The organism is Providencia sp. 2023EL-00965 (assembly GCF_033550225.1).
Lineage (GTDB): Bacteria > Pseudomonadota > Gammaproteobacteria > Enterobacterales > Enterobacteriaceae > Providencia > Providencia manganoxydans.
This window is the reverse complement of sequence record NZ_JAWUEH010000014.1, coordinates 127512-146843: the sequence shown is the minus strand read 5'-3', so window position 1 is coordinate 146843 and position 19332 is coordinate 127512. Positions and strand designations below refer to the sequence as shown.

Here is a 19332-nt window from a genome sequence, read left to right as displayed (position 1 = left end):
AAAGTCCGTGCCGTTTAGCGATGACCTCGGCGTATCAAGCGGTTGAATTGGGCAATACCGAAACCGCGGAACTGAAAGCCGTGGGGGATAAAGGGCGTGCAACGGCGTTTCACCTTGAACTGCAAGATTGTATCGAAGTGAACAGTGCCTTGGAAAACGTCCAAACTGGGCAAACCGCGTGGAGCAGCACCCAACCGGCGGTGAAAATCCGTTTTATTGCCCCGACAGTACCTTTTATACCGAATTATATCAAAGTCAATGGTGTGCAGGGTTTGGGGCTAGTGTTGAATGATACCGCGGGTCATACATTGCCCATCAGTCTTGATAGTAACCCTGTATTGTTACCTTCGGGACAATCCACATTGACCTATACCGTGACGCCAGTGCGTATAGCACAATTGATGCAACCAGGTGCTTACTCAGCCCTGATTTCCTTTGAAATGTTGTATGAGTAAGGAGGAGCAATGATTGGGTTTTGTATAAAAAAGATCACTGGTTATAAAGCACTGCTGCTGGGGGCGATATGGCTGCCAGTAAGTTGTTTGGCAGGTTCAGATCAATTAGATTTTACAGTAAAAGTACGGATTGAACTTAAAACTTGCGATGTAAATGATAATCAAACCATTGAAGTAGAGTTTGGTGACATGATCATTAAAAACATTGATGGTGTTGCGTATGAACAGCCTATTCCTTATACATTAGACTGTGAAGATGCGACTAACAGTACTCCATTAAGACTACGTTTTGAAAATAACGTAGGGGCAAATTTTACTAAAGGTGGCTATCGATTACTACAAACGGGTGAGCGTAATTTGGGGTTAATGGTGAAGCAAGATGGTCAACCTTTTTCATTCGATAGTTGGGTGCCTTTTATCTATGGCAGTGAGCCCAGACTCTCGGTAGTGCCTGTAGCCAGTGGAAACGATGGGTTAAATGATGGCGAATTTGATGCGACGGCCTTATTGACTGTGGAGTATGAATGATGACACGACAACGCGCAAATTTAACGGCAGCTCTATGTTGGGTCATGATCATTGGTGTATCACCTGTACAAGCCTCAACACAGGTCAACTTTCACGGTACATTAATTGATAACCCGCCTTGCGATATCACAGGAGACAATGATCCTATCTATGTGGATTTTGACGAGGTGGGGATTACTAAAATCGATGGTATTAACTATATGCAAGATTTCACGCTCACGATTACTTGCGGTTCAGATTTAGGTAATAACGTCGCTCTTTATATGGGGTATGACGGAATGAATGCGCCATTTGATCGTGATGCAGTACAAACCGATATACGTGGTCTTGGCATACGCTTGTATTACAAAGGAGAAATTGTCGCGCCAAATAATGATGATATTCCCATTGTGATGTCGAGTGGAAGTATAAAGACGATCGCTTTGTCTGCGGTACCAGTTAAAGATGACAGCATCGATTTATTAGAAGGTCCGTTTAATGCGACGGGCACGGTAGAAATTCGTTACCCTTAAGGTGAGTGAAATGGAAAAGCAAAAAATAAAGTTAAACTGCATTGCATTGACCTTATTGAGTGGATTGATCTCAGGGAATGTGATGGCGGAGACGTCAACGACTATCCACTATGGGGGCACTTTGATTGCTTTACCTTGCACTATCGAGCCCGGCACAGAGAACCCTTGGTATTATTTGGGGGTAACACCGACCAAATCGTTGTATCGTTTTACGCGGACATCGAGTTTTTTAATTACGTTTGAGTTAAAAGATTGTGATACCTCATTGGGCAGTACGGTAAAAGCCTCATTTTCAGGGCCTGTAAATAGTGAAGGTTTATTGATGTTTACCCCAGGCAGCGAAGCAAAAGGGGCAGGAATTGGTTTGGAGTATTTGGACGGTCGTCCTATCCCGATTGATGGCACAACCGATTATGCTGTACCTCTGAGAGATGGCGATATGACCATTCGCTTAAAGGCTTATGTACAAGGTGAGCGTGAGGCATTGGCGGATAAAAGTTTAGTGACTGGGGATTTTACTGCGGTGATGACCTATACGTTGAGTTATGAATAAAGGATCTTTTGCTACGTTTTGGTTAGCAAAAGATCAGTATGCTTTCTAACGCTTAAGAGCAAATCATATCTTTAATATGTAAGAGTTTATTCAATGAAATTAATTTTAAGAATATTATTGTTTTTATTAGGTTTAATACCTATTTATTCTCAAGCTGTTTACAAGGCTCAAACTGGTGTATTTAATTTGGTTACATCAACAGCAACACAAGTGACTGGAGGGAGCATTGTTGGGGATGCAAATGGATTTTCCGCTGTAGATGCAAATAATATTTGGAAAGGAATTGCTCCGGATGGTAATACTTATAATGTTTCAACATTGAATTATTCTTATAACGGAACGATTACGTTTTCAATTGATAATAGTTTTTATGGAGACTGTTATTTTGATCCAAATATTTCTCGGCGAGAAGCATTTATTGGCTGGACCGTTATGAAACCAGGAATTACAGGTAATGTAACTAAAGATGATGGAGCATTATATTCTCCTAATTATCCTAGTGGAGTTGGCGTTCAAGAAAAATGGATAGGGATACCTGATGGTGAACCTGATTTTGTAATAGAATTTAATAATCCAAATGTTTCAGCTCAAGTATATGTATCAAATGGGCCATCTGGTATGTATACAATGCCGGGTAATGGGCGAAGAGTTTATGTGCACGGTGCTGGGCAATCCCCTAATGTATTGCCTTATTCAGATATTTATGGATTATCATGTGGAGATGTTGTGCGTATAGGCTATCCTATACCATCAGAACCAATTGAACCACCAGAGCCGGATACTGTCTGTGATTTTTGGCTTAATGATGACACATTAGATTTAGGAACCGTAGATCAAAAATCAGCCGCTAATGCTAATGCTTCGGCACGTCTTAACGGTATTTGCAACGCAGATGCATCAGTAAATTTAAGAGCAACTCCTTATGACATGAAAATGGGGGGATTAACGATACGAATGATGTTTGATGATTATAACTCAAATACCAAATCGAATTGGAATTTAAGTGAAGATAGAACAGAAAGTACTTCATTATGGGCGGTGGTGACAAATATTGGAAATGTTATTCCTGGTGATTATTCTAAATCAGGAGTGGTATATATTGATTACAATTAACAATCTTACTGCAAAGAATTATTTTCTAATTATTTTTAAATGAAATCTGTCTCAAATTTTAATTAGCTCTATTAACATTAATGTGTTAGACGCTTGCACCATCGATGTCAATGGTAATACTTCACCGAAATTTTATGTTGCTTCTGATGAAGATACGGGGCTTGTGGGTAAAGAACAAGTTACTGTTGAAATCGATTGTGATAGCCAAATTGGCAATACGGTTTTAGGCTCAGTTCGATTGCAAAATGGACTGATAGAAGATGAAACCAATAAATTCTATTTAGTAAATGAAGATTATGAAACTAATGGGCTCTATATAGAAGGGATCATTAACGAGACAGGTTATGATTGTGATGATGAAGGCGATATTCTATTTAACGGTGAAACATTCGATATTGATTTAGATTATAAATATAATAGCTATGGTGGTGAGTTTACCATTGATTGGAATTTATGCAAAGACGAGAACTATATTGAACCCGGTGTCTATCATGGTGCTTTAGATCTCTCTGTGTTTGTGAAATAGAAAAACATTATTGCTATTTATCCAATTATTCATGCTATAACCCCCAAAAAGTTGATGTCCAACTTTTTGGGGGCAGTTCATTTATAGAAGATTTTTTATATAACGTATCAATAAACCTAACTTACTTCACCAAACTCTCTTTATGCTCATATTGCAGTGTCTGACGTTTTTGTTTGGCTTCAAAGCGTGAGATCCACCACCAAGCCAATCCAGAGAACACCGCGGTCATAAACACATTAATAAAGAACGCCTTCAGAAGATCGACACCCGGAGGGAAAGCGGCGGCAGTCATGCTGACCACAAAGATCACAATCAACACGGATACCACTACCATACCGACAATACGGTTACCCATTCTAAACTCACGCGGGGTTTCATCATGTTTCAAACGAAACACAAAGTAGGCGATCATAATAAAGATTGGCGGTAGCATAGCCGTACCAGCGGTGAGATTAATGGCGGTGTTCATCATTTCTTGCACTGATTCTGAGCCGAAACCATTAATCACTAACATCACGAACACAAAAGCAAATTGCCACCATGCTGCACGTACAGGTACGCCATGCTTATTCAGTTCCGTGGTTTTTGGGCCATATACCCCTTTGGGGATCTCTGAGAAGTGGATTTTTACTGGGGCAGAAGTCCACATCATCATGGAACCAAAGATAGCGATAAACAGCACTATTCCGACAGCACGCCCCATCAAGGCTTCAGAAATGTTAAAGTATTGCGCCATACCCGTAAATATTTCAACCATACCGCCTGCATAAGTCAGGTTTTCACGTGCGACAAAGACGTTAACCAGCAGCGACCCAACGGCATACATCAGGCCAATAATAATACCGGCGGCAATGATGACGCGAATAAAGGATTTTTGTCCACCTTTAACGTCGTTTAAGTAAGCTGCTGCCGTCTCAGCCCCCCCCGCTGCTTGGAAAATCCAGCACATGATACCGAGCGTTGCCCAATTAATCGTTGGTGTCATTGCTTCGAGGGTGATAGGTTGAGCTGGGGTGTAATCACCGCCCAGCGCCATCAATGCGCCAAGCACATAAATACCAAAGAGTAAGAAAACACCATAGGCAACGAATTCAGAGATTTTGCCTAACCAGCTCGCGCCTTTAGTTGAAATATGGGTAGTAATAGCGAACAACACAATCGAAATTATCGACACGATAATGGGTGGGAAGGTGTATTCGTATCCCAACATGGCATAAGAGGCATAGGCAATCACGTTGGGTAGCAGTGAAACAAACCAAAATAGGTTAACGAACCAGTAAAGGAAGGAACCCATATAGGCCGCACGAGTGCCGAGAGGCCCCTTCAGCCAGTCATACATACCTGATTCAGAGTTTTTATTCGCTGAAACAAATTCAGCGATAATAAACACGAATGGAATAAAATAAACTACGGTTGCAAATAAGAAGATAGGCGCAGAACTGAGCCCTAACTCAATATTATTATTAACGATATTGCGGACGTTAAACACAGCCGCAAAAGTCATTGATAGCAAGGCAAACTTGCCGATGGTGCCACGTAATGATCCAGACATAGGATCCTCCAATGCAGGGCTATTATTATGATTTGTTATGGATTATTTGTTTAGCATATAACCATCTTCAACGGTGACGCGTAGCACGACTTTCTTCACTTGGTCATTACCATGAATACGGTAGGCTTCATGATTTTCGAAGATAGCAATTTCACCTTGCTTCAAATGATGCTTCTCTCCGTTGCCAGTAAAAAACTCACGGTCGGTTTCATCGCTGTAATGGCCGTTTGGCTTAAGAGTCGATTTACTTGCAACTTCAATAGTTTCTTCACCATCAAGGTAATAATGCACAGTAAAATAGCGGCGATTACCCTCAAATAAAGGCATTGATTTGTCTTGACCTTTGGCGATGCGATATACCAGAGAATCGCCAATAGAATGTGCTACGCCTTCTCGGATATGATTGATATTGTTGATAGCCTCTATACAACGATTCCATTTACGACCGTCACGATAAACGAGGCCGAATTGTTCAAGACTGTTTAATACGATCATAATTTATGCCTCGCTCATGGTTGTTGCGGTAAAAAAATCACGATCAAATTGATAACTTGCTAAAGTTTGAGCATGACTATTGCCAGTTTGTAGTGGCATTAACGTAAACCCATATCGGAAGTTAGTGAGATAGGTACGGTATGAATCCAATACCTCACTGCCCCATGAGTTAGAGCCTAATCCAGTGACTTGGTGGTCTATATTCAGTGTGATATAGCCACTTTCTTGTAGCTCATTGGTATGTTGGGCTTGATGAAGGTTTTGGCGTGTGTAATACCAAGCGCTAAAATTGATGGGTTGTTGAGGTTTTACCAATAATCCAGTGCCATGGCGGTCAGTCATGGCAAACCAACGAACGTGCTGGCGGTTGCCGTTATTTTGTGGGAAAGGATAGTTTTGGAACATTTGATCAACGGTGGTTTGGTAAACATCAATCAAATTAGCTTGTTGGCTGTCCTGATAGTTCTCTTCGGGTCCTCTTCCATAGTAGCTTACCTGAGAAAATTGGCGGTTCAGCCCAATATCACAACCAATAGCTGGGATCATATACGGATAATCACCATAACGTTCGCCGCTGAGTTCAATATTTAATTGTCCTGAAGGCGAAATTTGATAGCGATATTCACAGCGCATCCCAAAATCAAACACGGGTGGAGCGATAGTACTTTTCACCGTAATGTTGATATTGCTATTTTCTTCAGTGACTTCGATAGAACGAAAGTTTTCTTGCAGAATAGGTAAATGAGCAGGGTGCCATAAGCCTTCATATTCTTGTTTATGATTATCAATCATGGGCTTAAAGAAATTGATTTCAGGTGCCGTGGCGATTATCTCTTTACCATGGCTGATCCATGACACTAATTTGCCATTGGTTTTTGAAAAAGTGAGTGAAAAGTCGTGCCCCGAGATTACCATTTCAAGGCGGTTGTCTTGGCGCATTAGCGGTGTTGAATTTAAATTTTGATATAGGGTTGTCGGTCGTGAATTTTCTTGCAATAGGAACTGATAAACCGCAATTTCATGATCCGCTTGGCTATAACGTGTTGCGCTATTTTTAACCACTTTAAAATTGATAAAGGTTTCACGCTGATCGAGCGATGGTAGATTGACTTCAATATCGCGGCGACTATTCGGCGGCAAGCCAGTGATTTGAATAATCTGTGTTGAAAGCCTTTCACCTTCTGCACATATATCCACAATTAAACGGTAATCATCGAGATCACTAAACCACAGTTTATTTTCAACAGTAAAGCGGTTTGGTTGCCCATCGATAGCATGGACTTTAACAGGGGCAATAACCTGTTTATATTCTTTGAGGCCAGGGCTTGGGGTCTGGTCGGGGTAAATCAGGCCATCCATACAGAAATTATAGTTATTTGGATAATCGCCAAAGTCTCCACCGTATTTGTAGAACGACTGACCTTGTTCGTCTTGAGCTAAAATGCCATGATCACACCACTCCCAAACATAGTGGCCTTGAATGCTATCATGTTGATAAAAAACATTTTGATATTCAGTTAAGCCACCGGGACCATTGCCCATGGCGTGTGCATATTCACAGATAATTCGTGGCTTATGATGTGGATATTCCCCCAATTCATTCATCATCGGGGCTCGAGTGTACATAGTCGAAATGACATCGACGACCTCTGCATCACGATCCTCTTCGTAATGCACAAGGCGTGTATTATCAATCGCTTTGGTCGCATGATACATAGCGCGAATGTTACAACCGTAACCCGATTCGTTACCTAATGACCACATAATGATCGAAGGGTGGTTTTTTTGCGCATGGACATGGCGTATTGCGCGGTCAACAAACACGCTTTCCCATTCAGGATCATCAGTAATGCGGCTTAAATTGCCCACATTAGCAAATCCGTGTGTTTCAACATCCGTCTCTGCCATCACAAACAAGCCGTATATATCGCATAACTCGTAAAAACGCGGGTCATTAGGGTAATGAGCGGTTCTGACTGAATTGATATTGTGCTGTTTCATTAGAATGATGTCTTTTTCGACACGATCCATGCCAACTGCACGGCTTTTCAAATGGTCATTGTCGTGACGATTAACACCGTGAAGCATTACATATCGGTTATTAATGTAAAACAAGCCATTACGCACTTTGATATCACGTACACCTACACGCTGTGGAACCACTTCGAGCAGGTTGCCTTGTTCATCTTTTAAACTGACAAACAGGTGGTAAAGATGAGGGTTTTCGGCGTTCCAGTGGATTGGATCTGCCATTGAAATCGTAAAATTAACGGAATGTGTTTGATGAATATTTAGCTCATCAATCTTGCCATCCATCAATAATTGCTCTTGATCGAATAGCTGATATTCAATCTGATAACCTGAAACAGATTGCGCTGAGAGATTTTCAAGATCAATGGCACAAGAGAGCGTTGCATGTTGATAATCATCACTAAAATCAGTGCGCACAAACAGATCTTGGATATGAACCGCTTCTTTACCAATCAGGTAAACATCACGGAAGATCCCTGCCATCCACCACATGTCTTGATCTTCAATATAGGTTGAATCGGCATACTGCATCACACGTACTGCAAGCAAGTTTTTCCCTTGTTGAGCGAAGCGAGAAATATCAAATTCAGCGGTTAAACGGCTTCCTTTACTAAAACCCACATAGTGACCGTTCACATACACTTCAAAATAGGCTTCGACGCCATCAAATTTGATAATGATTTGCTTTTCAGCCCAATGTTCACCAAGGGTAAAGGTACACTGATAAGCGCCTGTTGGGTTATCACTTGGTACAAAAGGCACGTCAATAGGGAATGGGTAGCCCTCATCGGTGTATTGTAGCTTGCCGTGTCCTTCCATCTGCCACATATTAGGAACCGTAATCGTTCCCCAATCATTCATTTCTTGGTGATAGAAGGTTTCAGGGACTAATAAAGGGTTGGTGAAGTAATGAAATTGCCATTGTCCGCTTAATGAGATAAAGAGTTTGCTAAGCGCACGTTGAAATGTTTTTGCGTGTTGAATTGAATCATATGAAAAGAAATAGGCACGGGGTGGCATTCTATTTTCATGTAAATGCAGGAAATTTTCCCAGTTGTTCACGTTATATCTCCTGGTGATTAAAAATGTTTTTTGATTATCATTCGTTATGATGGGTGATTTAAAATCATTTTAGTAAAAGTTTTACTAAAATATAGTGAGGTGAGCAGGGTTCTTTAACTTGATCACGGAAATAGGGGGAGTGAGAGCTCATTATGTGATCTGGATGGGCTTAAAAATGTAAGCGTTTCAAGACTAGCTCGAAACCATCCAAAGATGGCTTCGATTGGCTTTTGTTTTAGTAAATTTTTACTATGGTGTTTATTTAGTGGTACCGCGGAGGATCAAGGTACTTGGAATATACAGCTGAAGAGGGAGCGTTCTTCCATCACGAGAGCGTTCTAGAAGTAGGTTAACACCTTGAATTCCCATCATTTCTGAATGAATGCGTACCGTTGATAGGGGAGGGAAAGTAAAACGCGCCGTTGGTATATCATTAATGCTAATTAAGGTGATGTCTTCAGGAATGCGTAGGTTTTGTTCATGGATCGCCCGTAATACCCCAATGGCAATGGAGTCAGAGGCGACAAACAACGCTCTAGGATAGTTGCCTTTACTAAACATTTTATTGGCTAGTTCATAGCCGGAAGCACTTGAAAAATCGCCACGGTAGACATCCTGTGATGACACCACTTTTTTGAGTTTGCCATATTCAACAAATATGGTTTCACGGATATCAGCCTTATCAAATTCATCAGCCCCACCAATAAAGCCAATACGATCAATTTGTTGTTCGATAAAGTAATTAATAATTTCTTTGCTGATACGTTCAAGATCCACATCAACAGAGTCATATTGAGAGGTGGTATCTTTAAAATCAATCAGGCAGATGTTGTCGCTGATCTTTGCGGCAGTGTCTAAGATGTCTTTTGTTGGTGTGCTAACAATTAAAATACCTGTAATATTTTTAGCATCAGGAACGGTGTTGTTTTTATAGCAATTGGTTAGTTCTATACCAAGGTGCTCACATTGTGTCTCAATGCCATGGCGTATCGCTAAGTAATAGGGATCATTGATCTCCATTTCTTGTTGATAGCTGTATAGCACCAATATGTGGTGTTGTGTGAGTGGGATAATAGGCTGTTTACGCTGACCACTTGATTTGTATTCAAGTTTTTCGGCAATTTCAAGAATACGATGTTTCGTTTCTTCTTTCACATTGAGCGTGGGGTCATCGTTTAATACCCGTGAAACAGTACTGAGTGATACTCCAGCTTCAGTTGCGATATCTTTTAGCGTCGCCATCTTATCCCTATTTATTCATCACCATGTTTTAAAATAGTATCATATTACTTAATGTTGGCGCGCGATACGATGGTGACAAAACCACACGCCAACGAGAGCGCGTAGTTTGGTGAGATAGAATGGATTATTTACGTGTGGCTAGGATCACACTTGAGGCTTTAACCAGTGCGGTAATATCAACACCTTTAGTTAACGCCATGTCTTGGAAGCTTTCATTGGTGATAATGGCTGTCAGTTCAATGCCTTTGTCAGTAACAAGGTGAACGGTACTGTTGACCGCGCCTTCGACAATATTGCTAATCTTACCATTGAATTGATTACGCGCCGAAAATTGCAAGCCACAATCGGGTTTTGCCAGTACCACCCAAGGGGCTTTAATAATCGCAATGGCTTCTTTGCCGACCACTAAGCCTAATGCTTTGCAGCTTTCGCGTGTAATTACGGTGGTGAGTTCTTCTCCATTACCTAAAGATAACACCACTTCATTATTTACCGCACCTTCTTTGATCGCGCTAACAGTACCTGTTAATTGGTTACGAGCGGAAACTTGCATGATTGACCTCATTTCTGAAAGTAATAAAACTGTCCACTCATAGAATAAAACGTTATAGGTTACTAATCCAAAATAGGGGCTTGGTTCGTGGATAAGATCACATTACGCTTAAGGTGAATTAAATTCTAATTCATAGATATCACCACGACAGATGATTTCGCTATATTCGATAATTACCCCAGATTTACTGGTACTGGTTTGCCGTACAAATAATAGCGGTGCACCCACCGTTGAATTTAACCAGTTGGCTTGTTCTTCATTGCAGCTGATTGCTTTAACCTTATGTTGTACTTGGCTAAAGGTGATACCCTGACTCTCCCATAAGGCATACAGTGAATCAGTCAATTTTGCAGGTTCAGGCAAATACTGAGATGGAATATAGTTATTTTCAAAAGAGACGGGTTGGCCATTAGCGATACGGATACGCCTTAATTGTGCAATTTGCGCCCCCACAGCTAAGCCGAGTTTTGCTGCAATGTCTGCGGGTGCTTCTGTCAGTGTGCGTAATAGCCACTGAGTAGTGACGGTTCCGCCAGCTTTGATCACTTGCGATGTAAAACCGCTTTCATGTGATAATGAATAACCTAAATATTTAGCGATTTGTGTTCCGACGCCTTGTTGGCGGATCACAACTCCTTTCTTTTCTAGTGCCTGCATGGCTTTACTAATAGTCACACGCGACAAATTGAGTTGCTGTGCAAGATGGCGCTCCGCAGGTAAAAAGTCCCCTGCATCCACTATTTGATGCTCAATAGCAGATTCAATCGCTTGTTGTAACTGGCGATAAAGGGGCATCGTGGAATTGAGATCTAACTGCGATTTTATCCATTTAAGAAAGCGTGCTTGCATTGTATTTTTCCATAAATCTTTCAACAAATTAAGTTTATAACAGAGTTGATAATATACATAATAACATCGAATGGACTTACATTGGCATTGTTTTTTGATTTATTGGACTGGTATTGGACTTAATTGCTGCTAATATAATTAATGTTGTTAAGGAAAGTAGTAGTGGGAGTAAAAATGGGGCTGAAACCCGACATTAAAAACGCGATACTTGGATGCTTATATGGTCAGGCAACAGGGGATGCCATGGGTATGCCCTCTGAACTGTGGCGTCAAGACCAGGTTCAACAGTTTTTCGGCTGGATAGATAACTTTTTGCCAGGGCCAGACGAAAATATCGCAGCCATCGGGTTTCGTGCCGGTGAAGTGACAGATGACACTCATCAAGCAATAGCATTAATGGATGCGATTATCTCGTGTAACGGTAGGGTAGAGCCGAAGGTGATTGCACAAAATATTTTGGCATGGGCAAACCGCATTAACGCCTTTGAGAAAAATATTTTTGGGCCAACTTCAAAACAGTCTCTATTAGCTATCCAAGCTGGAGAACCCATTAGTGAAATTGTGTCGAATGGAGTGACTAATGGTGCAGCAATGCGGATCGCGCCTGTGGGCTGCGTTGCTTCAACTGCGGATCGCAATCAATTTATAAAAACCGTTGAAGCGGCTTGTATTCCGACACATAAGTCGGATATTGCGATTGCAGGCGCCACTGTTATTGCTTGGGCAATTAGCCGAGCTATCGAGCAAACATCGTGGTCCCAAATTAAAAAAGAACTCCCTATACTCGCTGATGAGGTGCAATTGTTGTACGCCTCAACCTTTAGCCCTTCTTTAGGTCAAAGAATTACCTTGGCTTTTCAGAAGGCAAGTGAGTTGAAATCATACTCTCCTAAGGCAACGCTCAAAGAGCTGTACGATTTTATCGGTGCTGGTATGGATACGATAGAGTCGATTCCCTGCGCTCTAGCCATAGTTGACCTTACAAATGGTGATCCTGTCATGTGTGCGAAGTATTGTGCCAACCTGGGGGGGGACACGGACACCATTGGGGCTATGGCTGGAGCGATTTCGGGAGCTTTGTCAGGTATTCAATCTTTTCCTAAAGAATGGATTGCATTGATTAATAATTCTAATAATATAGATTTCCATCCTTACGCAGAGATACTCGCCACCTTACGTCAATAAGGAGAGTTGAATGAGTGCACTACCTGACAATGCACAAACTAATGAAGCTTGGAAAATCGAAAATACGGGTATAGATATTGTCCCTGAACATGAACGTACCGCAACACCGCTTGAGCTATTTTGGATTTGGTCCGCAGCCAATATAGGTATACTTGGTATTGTTTATGGCGCAATTATTGTTTCCTTTCGTCTCTCCTTTTTTCAATCATTACTCGCCACAATAATTGGTATTGCTAGCTTTGCATTAGTTGGCTATATCAGCCTATCAGGGCAAAAAGGTCGTACCTCGACGCTGACGCTTTCGCGTACCATTTTTGGTAAAACAGGAAATATTGCTCCCACGTTTTTTAGTTGGATCACACTGATGGGCTGGGAAGCCATCAATATGATCACGGGAACATTAACCCTTAAAGCCCTATTTCAAGTACTTGGCTTTAGTGATTCGATTGCCTTAACCGTTGTCTGTATGGTGCTATTCGGTGGATTGGCCATCACGATTAGCTTGTTAGGCCAAGCGACAGTGGTGGTAATGCAAAGTTGGATCACCCGTATTTTTGGTACCATGACCTTAATTGCTGCACTGTATATTATTTGGCAAACCGATTGGAGTGCTGTTTTATCAATGCCTTCGGGGGATTGGTTAACGGGCTTCTTACCTGCGGTGTCGATTATCGCAGCGGGAACAGGGATTGGCTGGGGAATTGCAGGAGCTGATTATAGCCGTTATCAAAGCGACCGTTCATCAAAATCGGCTATTTTTAATGCCGTAACATTCGGTGCGACATTACCATTATTTATTTTACTCTTTACAGGTATTCTGTTGTCAGCGCGTTTGCCTGAACTAGCTTCCGCAGAAAATCCAATCGCATTAATTGGTACCGAGTTACCAAGTTGGATGTCAGTTCCTTATCTGCTAACTGCAACGGCGGGGATCATCACAATTGCAGTACTGAGCCTCTATTCTGCTAGCCTTAATTTACTGACTATTGGCGTGAAAATTCGCCAAGTCTATGCTGTTGCATTGGATGCCGTGTTAGTCATGGGTGTTGCTATCTATATATTGTTTATCTCAGGAGAGTTTATTAATTCCTTTATCGCCTTCCTGCTGTTTTGTGGCGTGTTTTTAGCTGCATGGGAAGCCGTGTTTATGTTGGATTATGCGGTGTTGCGTAGTCATAAAGGTTATGAGTTTGAACAATTATTTGGACAGTCGAATGCCGGTATTCGTTGGGTGCCGCTATTATGTTGGTTACTGGGTGCACTAGCAGGACTATTAGTTAGTGATAATGAATTTATTAAAGGGCCTTGGGCGACAGGTATTTTTGAAGGCTCCAGTTTGTCTATTTTATTATCGTTTGTATTAAGTTTTGTATTGTACGGCTTATATCTGATGTTTAGTCGTTCGGTGGAGAAGCATTAATGCGTACTGCGGTAGTGATTGGTGCGGCGGCGGGCGATCGTGTTCTGAGTGTTGCAAAAATGCCCCGCAGTGGCGAGGACATTATCGCCCGTGATCATGGCTGGCAAATTGGTGGCTGTGCCTTTAACGTACTACGTGCTTTAGCTCGCCTACAGATCCCTGTCATTAATGGTATCCGAGTGGGGAATGGTCAATGGGGGCAACGTGTCTGCCAAGCACTCACCGAGCTTGGCATTCCTCCTAGGTTAACCAGCGAAACACAAGATAATGGCTGGTGTTTTGCATTAGCCGAAGCGAGTGGTGAAAGAACATTTATTTCAATACCCGGTTGTGAAGAGCAGTGGGATCGCACTGAATTACAATCATTTGCTCTCCCTCCTAATAGTATTATCTATGCGAGTGGTTATGAGTTAGGGTGCCAGCAAGGGGAGGCTATCCAACAGTGGTTACTCAATGATTGTTTAACACAAACATTGGTTTTAGATCTTGGGCCTCGCTTGGCCACTCTCCCACATAATTTTTTGCGTCAGTTGCCAACCGATAGAACGATTTTAACCGTTAATCGTGATGAGGCACGCTTTCTTTGTGGTGAAGGGGAACTGGTGCAACTCTCTGCGGATTATGCAAGTAGCACGGGTATTACTTTAATTTTACGCCTAGATAGCCAAGGTGCTTGGTTGTGTCAGCCCGATAGCTCACCTATTTTTGTTCCTGCCTATCAAGTTTCTGTTGTCGATACGATTGGTGCTGGAGATGCACATACTGCGGGTCTGATTGCAGGATTATCTCAAGGTTTGCCATTGAAGGATTGTGTCGACCTTGGTAACCATGTGGCCGCGATCGTTGTTAGCAAGCAAGGCGCTGCTGGCGCTCCAACATTAAAAGAAATTAATCAATCGATGTTAACGCCAATTACCCCACTAATATGTTAACTTTCCGACAATCACATTTTTTATTTCTCTGTGAGTAAAACCATTGCTACATTTATAGGTCTGAGACTCTATATGTACTCTAAATAATTTGAGGTGCAGCTTGTTGTGAGCTTGCACCAATCGCTCAACGCTAGAAGACAATTAACATGAAATACTTAGTTACTGGCAGTGCAGGGTTTATTGGTTTTAGGCTATGTCAGCGTTTATTGGAGAGTGGGCATGAAGTTGTTGGGATCGACAACATGAATGCTTATTACGATCAGGGGCTTAAACAATCTCGTTTACATCTCCTTGAGCAATACCCGCATTTTCGCTTTATTCCTCTCGATATTACTGAGCGTGAAAAAGTGGTGGTACTGTGTACTCAAGAAGGGTTTGATAGCGTGATCCATCTTGCTGCTCAGGCAGGCGTGCGTTACTCACTGCAAAACCCGTTTGCCTATGCAGACAGTAATCTTAATGGCCATCTTGCTATTTTAGAAGGCTGCCGACAAGCGAAAATCAAGCACTTAGTTTATGCGTCTTCCAGCTCAGTCTATGGGATCACTGACCAAACGCCATTTAGTACGGATATGCCTACTGACCATCCCGTTTCATTGTATGCGGCAACGAAGAAAGCCAATGAATTGATGGCGCATTCCTATTCACATTTGTATCAGCTCCCGACGACCGGTTTGCGCTTCTTCACGGTGTATGGCCCGTGGGGTCGTCCAGATATGGCACTATTCAAATTTACCAAAGCTATTTTAGCCGGTGAGCCAATCGATGTTTATAATAACGGCAATCTCAGCCGTGATTTCACTTTTATTGATGATATCGTGGAAGGGATCATCCGTATTTCCGATATAATCCCACAAGCAGACCCAGAAAACTGTTCGCTTTCACCTGCACAAAGCAGTGCGCCATACCGTTTATATAATATTGGGAATGGGCAGCCCGTCAAATTGACGGACTTTATTGCTGCACTTGAAAAATCATTAGGGAAAAAAGCGATTAAAAACTTTTTACCGATGCAGGCTGGGGATGTGTATACCACTTGGGCGGACACTGAAGACCTATTTAAGGTCACCGGTTATCGCCCACAAGTTTCTATTGAGCAGGGCGTACAGGCATTTGTCGATTGGTATCAATCCTACTACCGCCTGTAAAGTATCATCAATTTCCCTGTAATGTCCTAAGATGGATTTGAGAGGTCAGTTTTGAAAATAGCAATTGCAGGTACAGGCTATGTGGGTCTGTCTAACGCCATGTTACTGTCACAAAACCACGAAGTGGTGGCCGTCGACATCGTGCCTGAAAAAGTGGCAATGCTGAACAATAAGCAATCGCCGATTATCGATACCGAAATTGAACAGTTTTTGCGTGAAAAAACACTCAATTTCCGTGCAACCCAAGATATTGTTGAAGCCTATACGGGCGCACAGTATGTGATTGTAGCCACACCGACTGACTATGACCCGAAAAGCAACTACTTCAATACCAAGTCAGTTGAATCAGTCATTCATGATGTGCAGAAAATCAACCCAGCAGCCACCATTATTGTTAAATCCACCATCCCTGTTGGCTTTACTGAGCGCCTGCGTGAAGAGTTTGGCTACACCAATGTGATTTTCTCCCCTGAATTTTTACGTGAAGGCCGCGCGCTGTGGGATAACTTGTACCCATCACGGATTGTGGTGGGTGAACGCTCTGAGCGAGCGGAAATCTTCGCGGATTTGCTGCTCGAAGGCGCTATCAAAAAAGATGTCCCTGTGCTGTTTACCGATGGCACTGAAGCGGAAGCCATTAAATTATTTGCCAATACTTACTTAGCGATGCGTGTGGCCTATTTCAATGAATTAGATACCTATGCCGAGAGCCGTGGCTTGAACGCACGTCAAATCATCGAAGGGGTGTCTTTAGACCCACGTATTGGCAGCCATTATAACAACCCTTCATTTGGTTACGGTGGTTATTGCTTACCGAAAGACACCAAGCAGTTACTGGCTAACTATGACGATGTACCGAATAACCTCATTAATGCAATTGTGGAATCTAACCGTACCCGTAAAGATTTTATTTCGGATGCGATTATTGCCAAAGCGCCACGTAAAGTCGGGGTATATCGTTTAGTGATGAAAGCGGGCTCAGATAACTTCCGCGCCTCGGCGGTACAAGGTGTGATGAAACGCATCAAAGCCAAAGGCATTGAAGTGATTGTGTATGAGCCGGTGCTTAAAGAGGACGAATTCTTCCGCTCCAAAGTGTATCGTGATCTTGAAGCATTCAAAGCCGATAGCGATATTATTTTAGCCAACCGGATGGTGCCTGAACTCGAAGATGTAGCAGAAAAAGTCTACACTCGCGATCTATTTGGTAATGATTAACTGACGATAACGTCAATATATTGAGGCGATAAATGTCGCCTCAATCCTCTAAATTTTAAATAAACTATCCTTTTCACATTATTTAACTTGGTAGTCATCAAATAAAAAAGAGTTATTAATTATAAAATTATTTAAATTCGGTAACTCAATGTGCATTTCACTACGCATGGATTGCGACTGTTTATTGCCTGTAAAACTAGCATCACAATCATATATTTTGCATATAACTTATTGATATTTTAATTTTTATAATTAAAAGGTAATGTGTTTTTTAAAATTATCGCTAAATATCCCGAAGAGGTTTTTTATTGAAAAATCATGCTATTTTTATCAAAAATAGTGATTTGCAAGTAATAGCTAAAAAAACATAGGAGATAGTTGTTAGTATTGCTTAGAATGACTTCAATAATGGGTTTCTTAAATAATGCAAAAAATTATAACAACAAAAAGAAATGGATATTTTGTATATCAAAAGCAAATTGATATCGATTTTGCACAGATTATTGATGATTATATTCAAGGTAAAATAACGGGACAAATCCTCAATAGCGGTAATGTTGAGCGCAGTGTGGCACGCATCACGGTGAATGATAAACACTATATTATCAAGTGCGAAAAGGAACGAGATAGACGGTTAGAAAAGCGTATTATGCGTGTAATTTCAGGTCCTTACTTTTCACGCTTATTTCATCGATTGGTACGCGCACAGGAGCAAGGTTGCCAGATCACGAATGATATCTATTTCGTTGCAGAAAAAATACGCTTCCGTGAGGCACTAGAAACATGGATTATCGCTGAGTATGTTGAGGGAACGGTACTCTCTGAGATAAATGATATTAAACCTTATTATACGGAAATATCAAAATTAATTAACAAGTTGCATTCATATGGCCTTGCATCAAATGATATTCATGCGGGTAATTTTGTACTGACAGAAAGCGGCCTTAAAATTATAGATTTGTCAGACTTTGGTAACTTCGCTATATGCAAAGCAAATGATTTAGTGGCTTTAAAACGTTTTTATGGGATCGAACCCGAGAAAAAAAGTGTTGTGTACCGATTTATCTCCCTACGTAACCAGATCCGTCACTGGTCACGAAAAATGCGCGGAAAGAAAACGCGTCTATAACTGCCGCCAATCATAAATTAGGGTAAGAAAGTGCATCAAGGAACTCAGGAATAAAACTCCCTGTTCCTCGGCAATTTTGCTTGGCCTGCTCACCTGCTTGCTTCATCAGCGCACATGCGCTGGCAATATTGTATAATTGATCCCCTGATAACGCACAACTCGCTGTGACGACAGCAGATAGCCCACAGCCAGTTCCAACGACTCGCGTCATTATTGGATGGCCCCCAGTGACCGCAATCGTTTTATTACCATCAGTGATATAATCAACTTCACCACTAATTACAACTATGGTTCGTGCGCTATTAGCGAGTGATTGTGCGGCTGGTAAGGCATCGTTGGTAGTATCTAATGAATCAACACCCCGCCCCCCCGAGCTGAGGCCTGCTAACGCCATGATTTCTGATGCATTACCACGAATAGCTGTTGGTGATAAAGCCAATAATTCATGACAGAAACGAGTACGGAAAGACAATGCGCCCGCAGCTACCGGATCTAAAACCCAAGGTTTTTGAGCTTTGATAGCACTGTGTACGGCTAAACGCATGGCAATCTGGCGTTCGGTCGTTAAGGTACCAACATTAATCAGTAAGCCATTAGCGATGGCAGCAAACTGTTCGGCTTCTTCGGGTTCAATAACCATTGCTGGCGAGCAGCCTATCGCTAGTAAAATATTTGCGGTGAAAGATTGCACTACGTCGTTGGTCATGCAGTGGATCAGCGGAGAGTGTTCGATAAGCTTTTGTTTAAATGCTAAAATTTTTTCTACGGGGATTGTTTCAAATTGCATTTATTACTCCTACTTATACAAACAATTTAATTATACTTGTAA

General features: G+C 41.7%; 19 protein-coding genes. 12 read left to right on the top strand and 7 right to left on the bottom strand.

Features of this window, described 5'->3' with window-relative positions:
• From SC428_RS17210 to SC428_RS17185, 6 genes are all read left to right on the top strand, one after another.
• A partial coding sequence (locus SC428_RS17210; protein ID WP_318709139.1) for a fimbrial protein occupies positions 1–455 on the top strand: 455 nt, incomplete at its 5' end.
• Positions 456–464: 9 nt separating this feature from the next.
• The gene (locus tag SC428_RS17205) at positions 465–983 is read left to right on the top strand and encodes a fimbrial protein (RefSeq protein WP_318709138.1); all 519 of its coding nucleotides are present in this window, start codon (positions 465–467) and stop codon (positions 981–983) included.
• Positions 983–1495: a fimbrial protein gene (locus SC428_RS17200; RefSeq protein ID WP_318709136.1), complete on the top strand. Its 513-nt coding sequence runs from the start codon at positions 983–985 to the stop codon at positions 1493–1495. Before SC428_RS17205 ends, SC428_RS17200 begins: the two co-directional genes overlap by 1 nt.
• A gap of 10 nt (positions 1496–1505) precedes the next feature.
• A complete protein-coding gene (locus tag SC428_RS17195; protein WP_318709135.1) occupies positions 1506–2048 on the top strand; it encodes a fimbrial protein in 543 nt (180 codons plus the stop codon).
• A gap of 93 nt (positions 2049–2141) precedes the next feature.
• A complete protein-coding gene (locus tag SC428_RS17190; protein WP_318709133.1) occupies positions 2142–3161 on the top strand; it encodes a hypothetical protein in 1020 nt (339 codons plus the stop codon).
• An 82-nt stretch (positions 3162–3243) separates the two neighbouring features.
• Positions 3244–3687, top strand: coding sequence for a hypothetical protein (locus SC428_RS17185; RefSeq protein WP_318709131.1), 444 nt, complete (start codon positions 3244–3246; stop codon positions 3685–3687).
• A gap of 121 nt (positions 3688–3808) precedes the next feature.
• On the opposite strand, the gene SC428_RS17180 is transcribed toward SC428_RS17185, so the two are convergent.
• From SC428_RS17180 to SC428_RS17155, 6 genes are all read right to left on the bottom strand, one after another.
• Positions 3809–5239, bottom strand: a complete 1431-nt coding sequence (locus SC428_RS17180; RefSeq protein WP_070929867.1) for an amino acid permease — start codon at positions 5237–5239, stop codon at positions 3809–3811.
• A 42-nt stretch (positions 5240–5281) separates the two neighbouring features.
• The gene (locus SC428_RS17175) at positions 5282–5734 is read right to left on the bottom strand and encodes a beta-galactosidase subunit beta (protein ID WP_140186570.1); all 453 of its coding nucleotides are present in this window, start codon (positions 5732–5734) and stop codon (positions 5282–5284) included.
• Positions 5735–5737: 3 nt separating this feature from the next.
• Complete coding sequence (gene ebgA, locus SC428_RS17170) at positions 5738–8827, bottom strand: beta-galactosidase subunit alpha (RefSeq protein WP_318709125.1); 3090 nt, start codon at positions 8825–8827, stop codon at positions 5738–5740.
• A gap of 258 nt (positions 8828–9085) precedes the next feature.
• Entirely contained in the window at positions 9086–10069 is a 984-nt protein-coding gene (gene ebgR / locus SC428_RS17165; RefSeq protein ID WP_070929869.1) for a transcriptional regulator EbgR, read from the bottom strand.
• A gap of 124 nt (positions 10070–10193) precedes the next feature.
• Complete coding sequence (locus SC428_RS17160; protein ID WP_318709123.1) at positions 10194–10622, bottom strand: TOBE domain-containing protein; 429 nt, start codon at positions 10620–10622, stop codon at positions 10194–10196.
• Between the two features lie 108 nt (positions 10623–10730).
• Positions 10731–11471: a GntR family transcriptional regulator gene (locus tag SC428_RS17155; protein ID WP_070929871.1), complete on the bottom strand. Its 741-nt coding sequence runs from the start codon at positions 11469–11471 to the stop codon at positions 10731–10733.
• Positions 11472–11645: 174 nt separating this feature from the next.
• Between SC428_RS17155 and SC428_RS17150 the strand changes: the two genes are divergently transcribed.
• The 6 genes from SC428_RS17150 (at position 11646) to SC428_RS17125 (ending at position 18503) form a co-directional block, all read left to right on the top strand.
• Positions 11646–12656, top strand: coding sequence for an ADP-ribosylglycohydrolase family protein (locus tag SC428_RS17150; RefSeq protein WP_318709120.1), 1011 nt, complete (start codon positions 11646–11648; stop codon positions 12654–12656).
• A gap of 10 nt (positions 12657–12666) precedes the next feature.
• Entirely contained in the window at positions 12667–14076 is a 1410-nt protein-coding gene (locus tag SC428_RS17145) for a purine-cytosine permease family protein (protein ID WP_070929872.1), read from the top strand.
• Complete coding sequence (locus SC428_RS17140) at positions 14076–15008, top strand: PfkB family carbohydrate kinase (protein ID WP_318709117.1); 933 nt, start codon at positions 14076–14078, stop codon at positions 15006–15008. Before SC428_RS17145 ends, SC428_RS17140 begins: the two co-directional genes overlap by 1 nt.
• 146 nt (positions 15009–15154) lie before the next feature.
• The gene (locus SC428_RS17135; protein WP_318709115.1) at positions 15155–16156 is read left to right on the top strand and encodes an NAD-dependent epimerase; all 1002 of its coding nucleotides are present in this window, start codon (positions 15155–15157) and stop codon (positions 16154–16156) included.
• A gap of 51 nt (positions 16157–16207) precedes the next feature.
• Positions 16208–17374, top strand: a complete 1167-nt coding sequence (locus SC428_RS17130) for a nucleotide sugar dehydrogenase (protein WP_140179879.1) — start codon at positions 16208–16210, stop codon at positions 17372–17374.
• Between the two features lie 424 nt (positions 17375–17798).
• Positions 17799–18503, top strand: coding sequence for a lipopolysaccharide core heptose(II) kinase RfaY (locus tag SC428_RS17125; protein ID WP_318709113.1), 705 nt, complete (start codon positions 17799–17801; stop codon positions 18501–18503).
• Positions 18504–18513: 10 nt separating this feature from the next.
• Here SC428_RS17125 and thiM read toward each other — a convergent pair whose 3' ends face one another.
• Positions 18514–19290, bottom strand: a complete 777-nt coding sequence (gene thiM / locus SC428_RS17120; protein ID WP_318709111.1) for a hydroxyethylthiazole kinase — start codon at positions 19288–19290, stop codon at positions 18514–18516.
• Between the last annotated feature and the right edge of the window lie 42 nt (positions 19291–19332).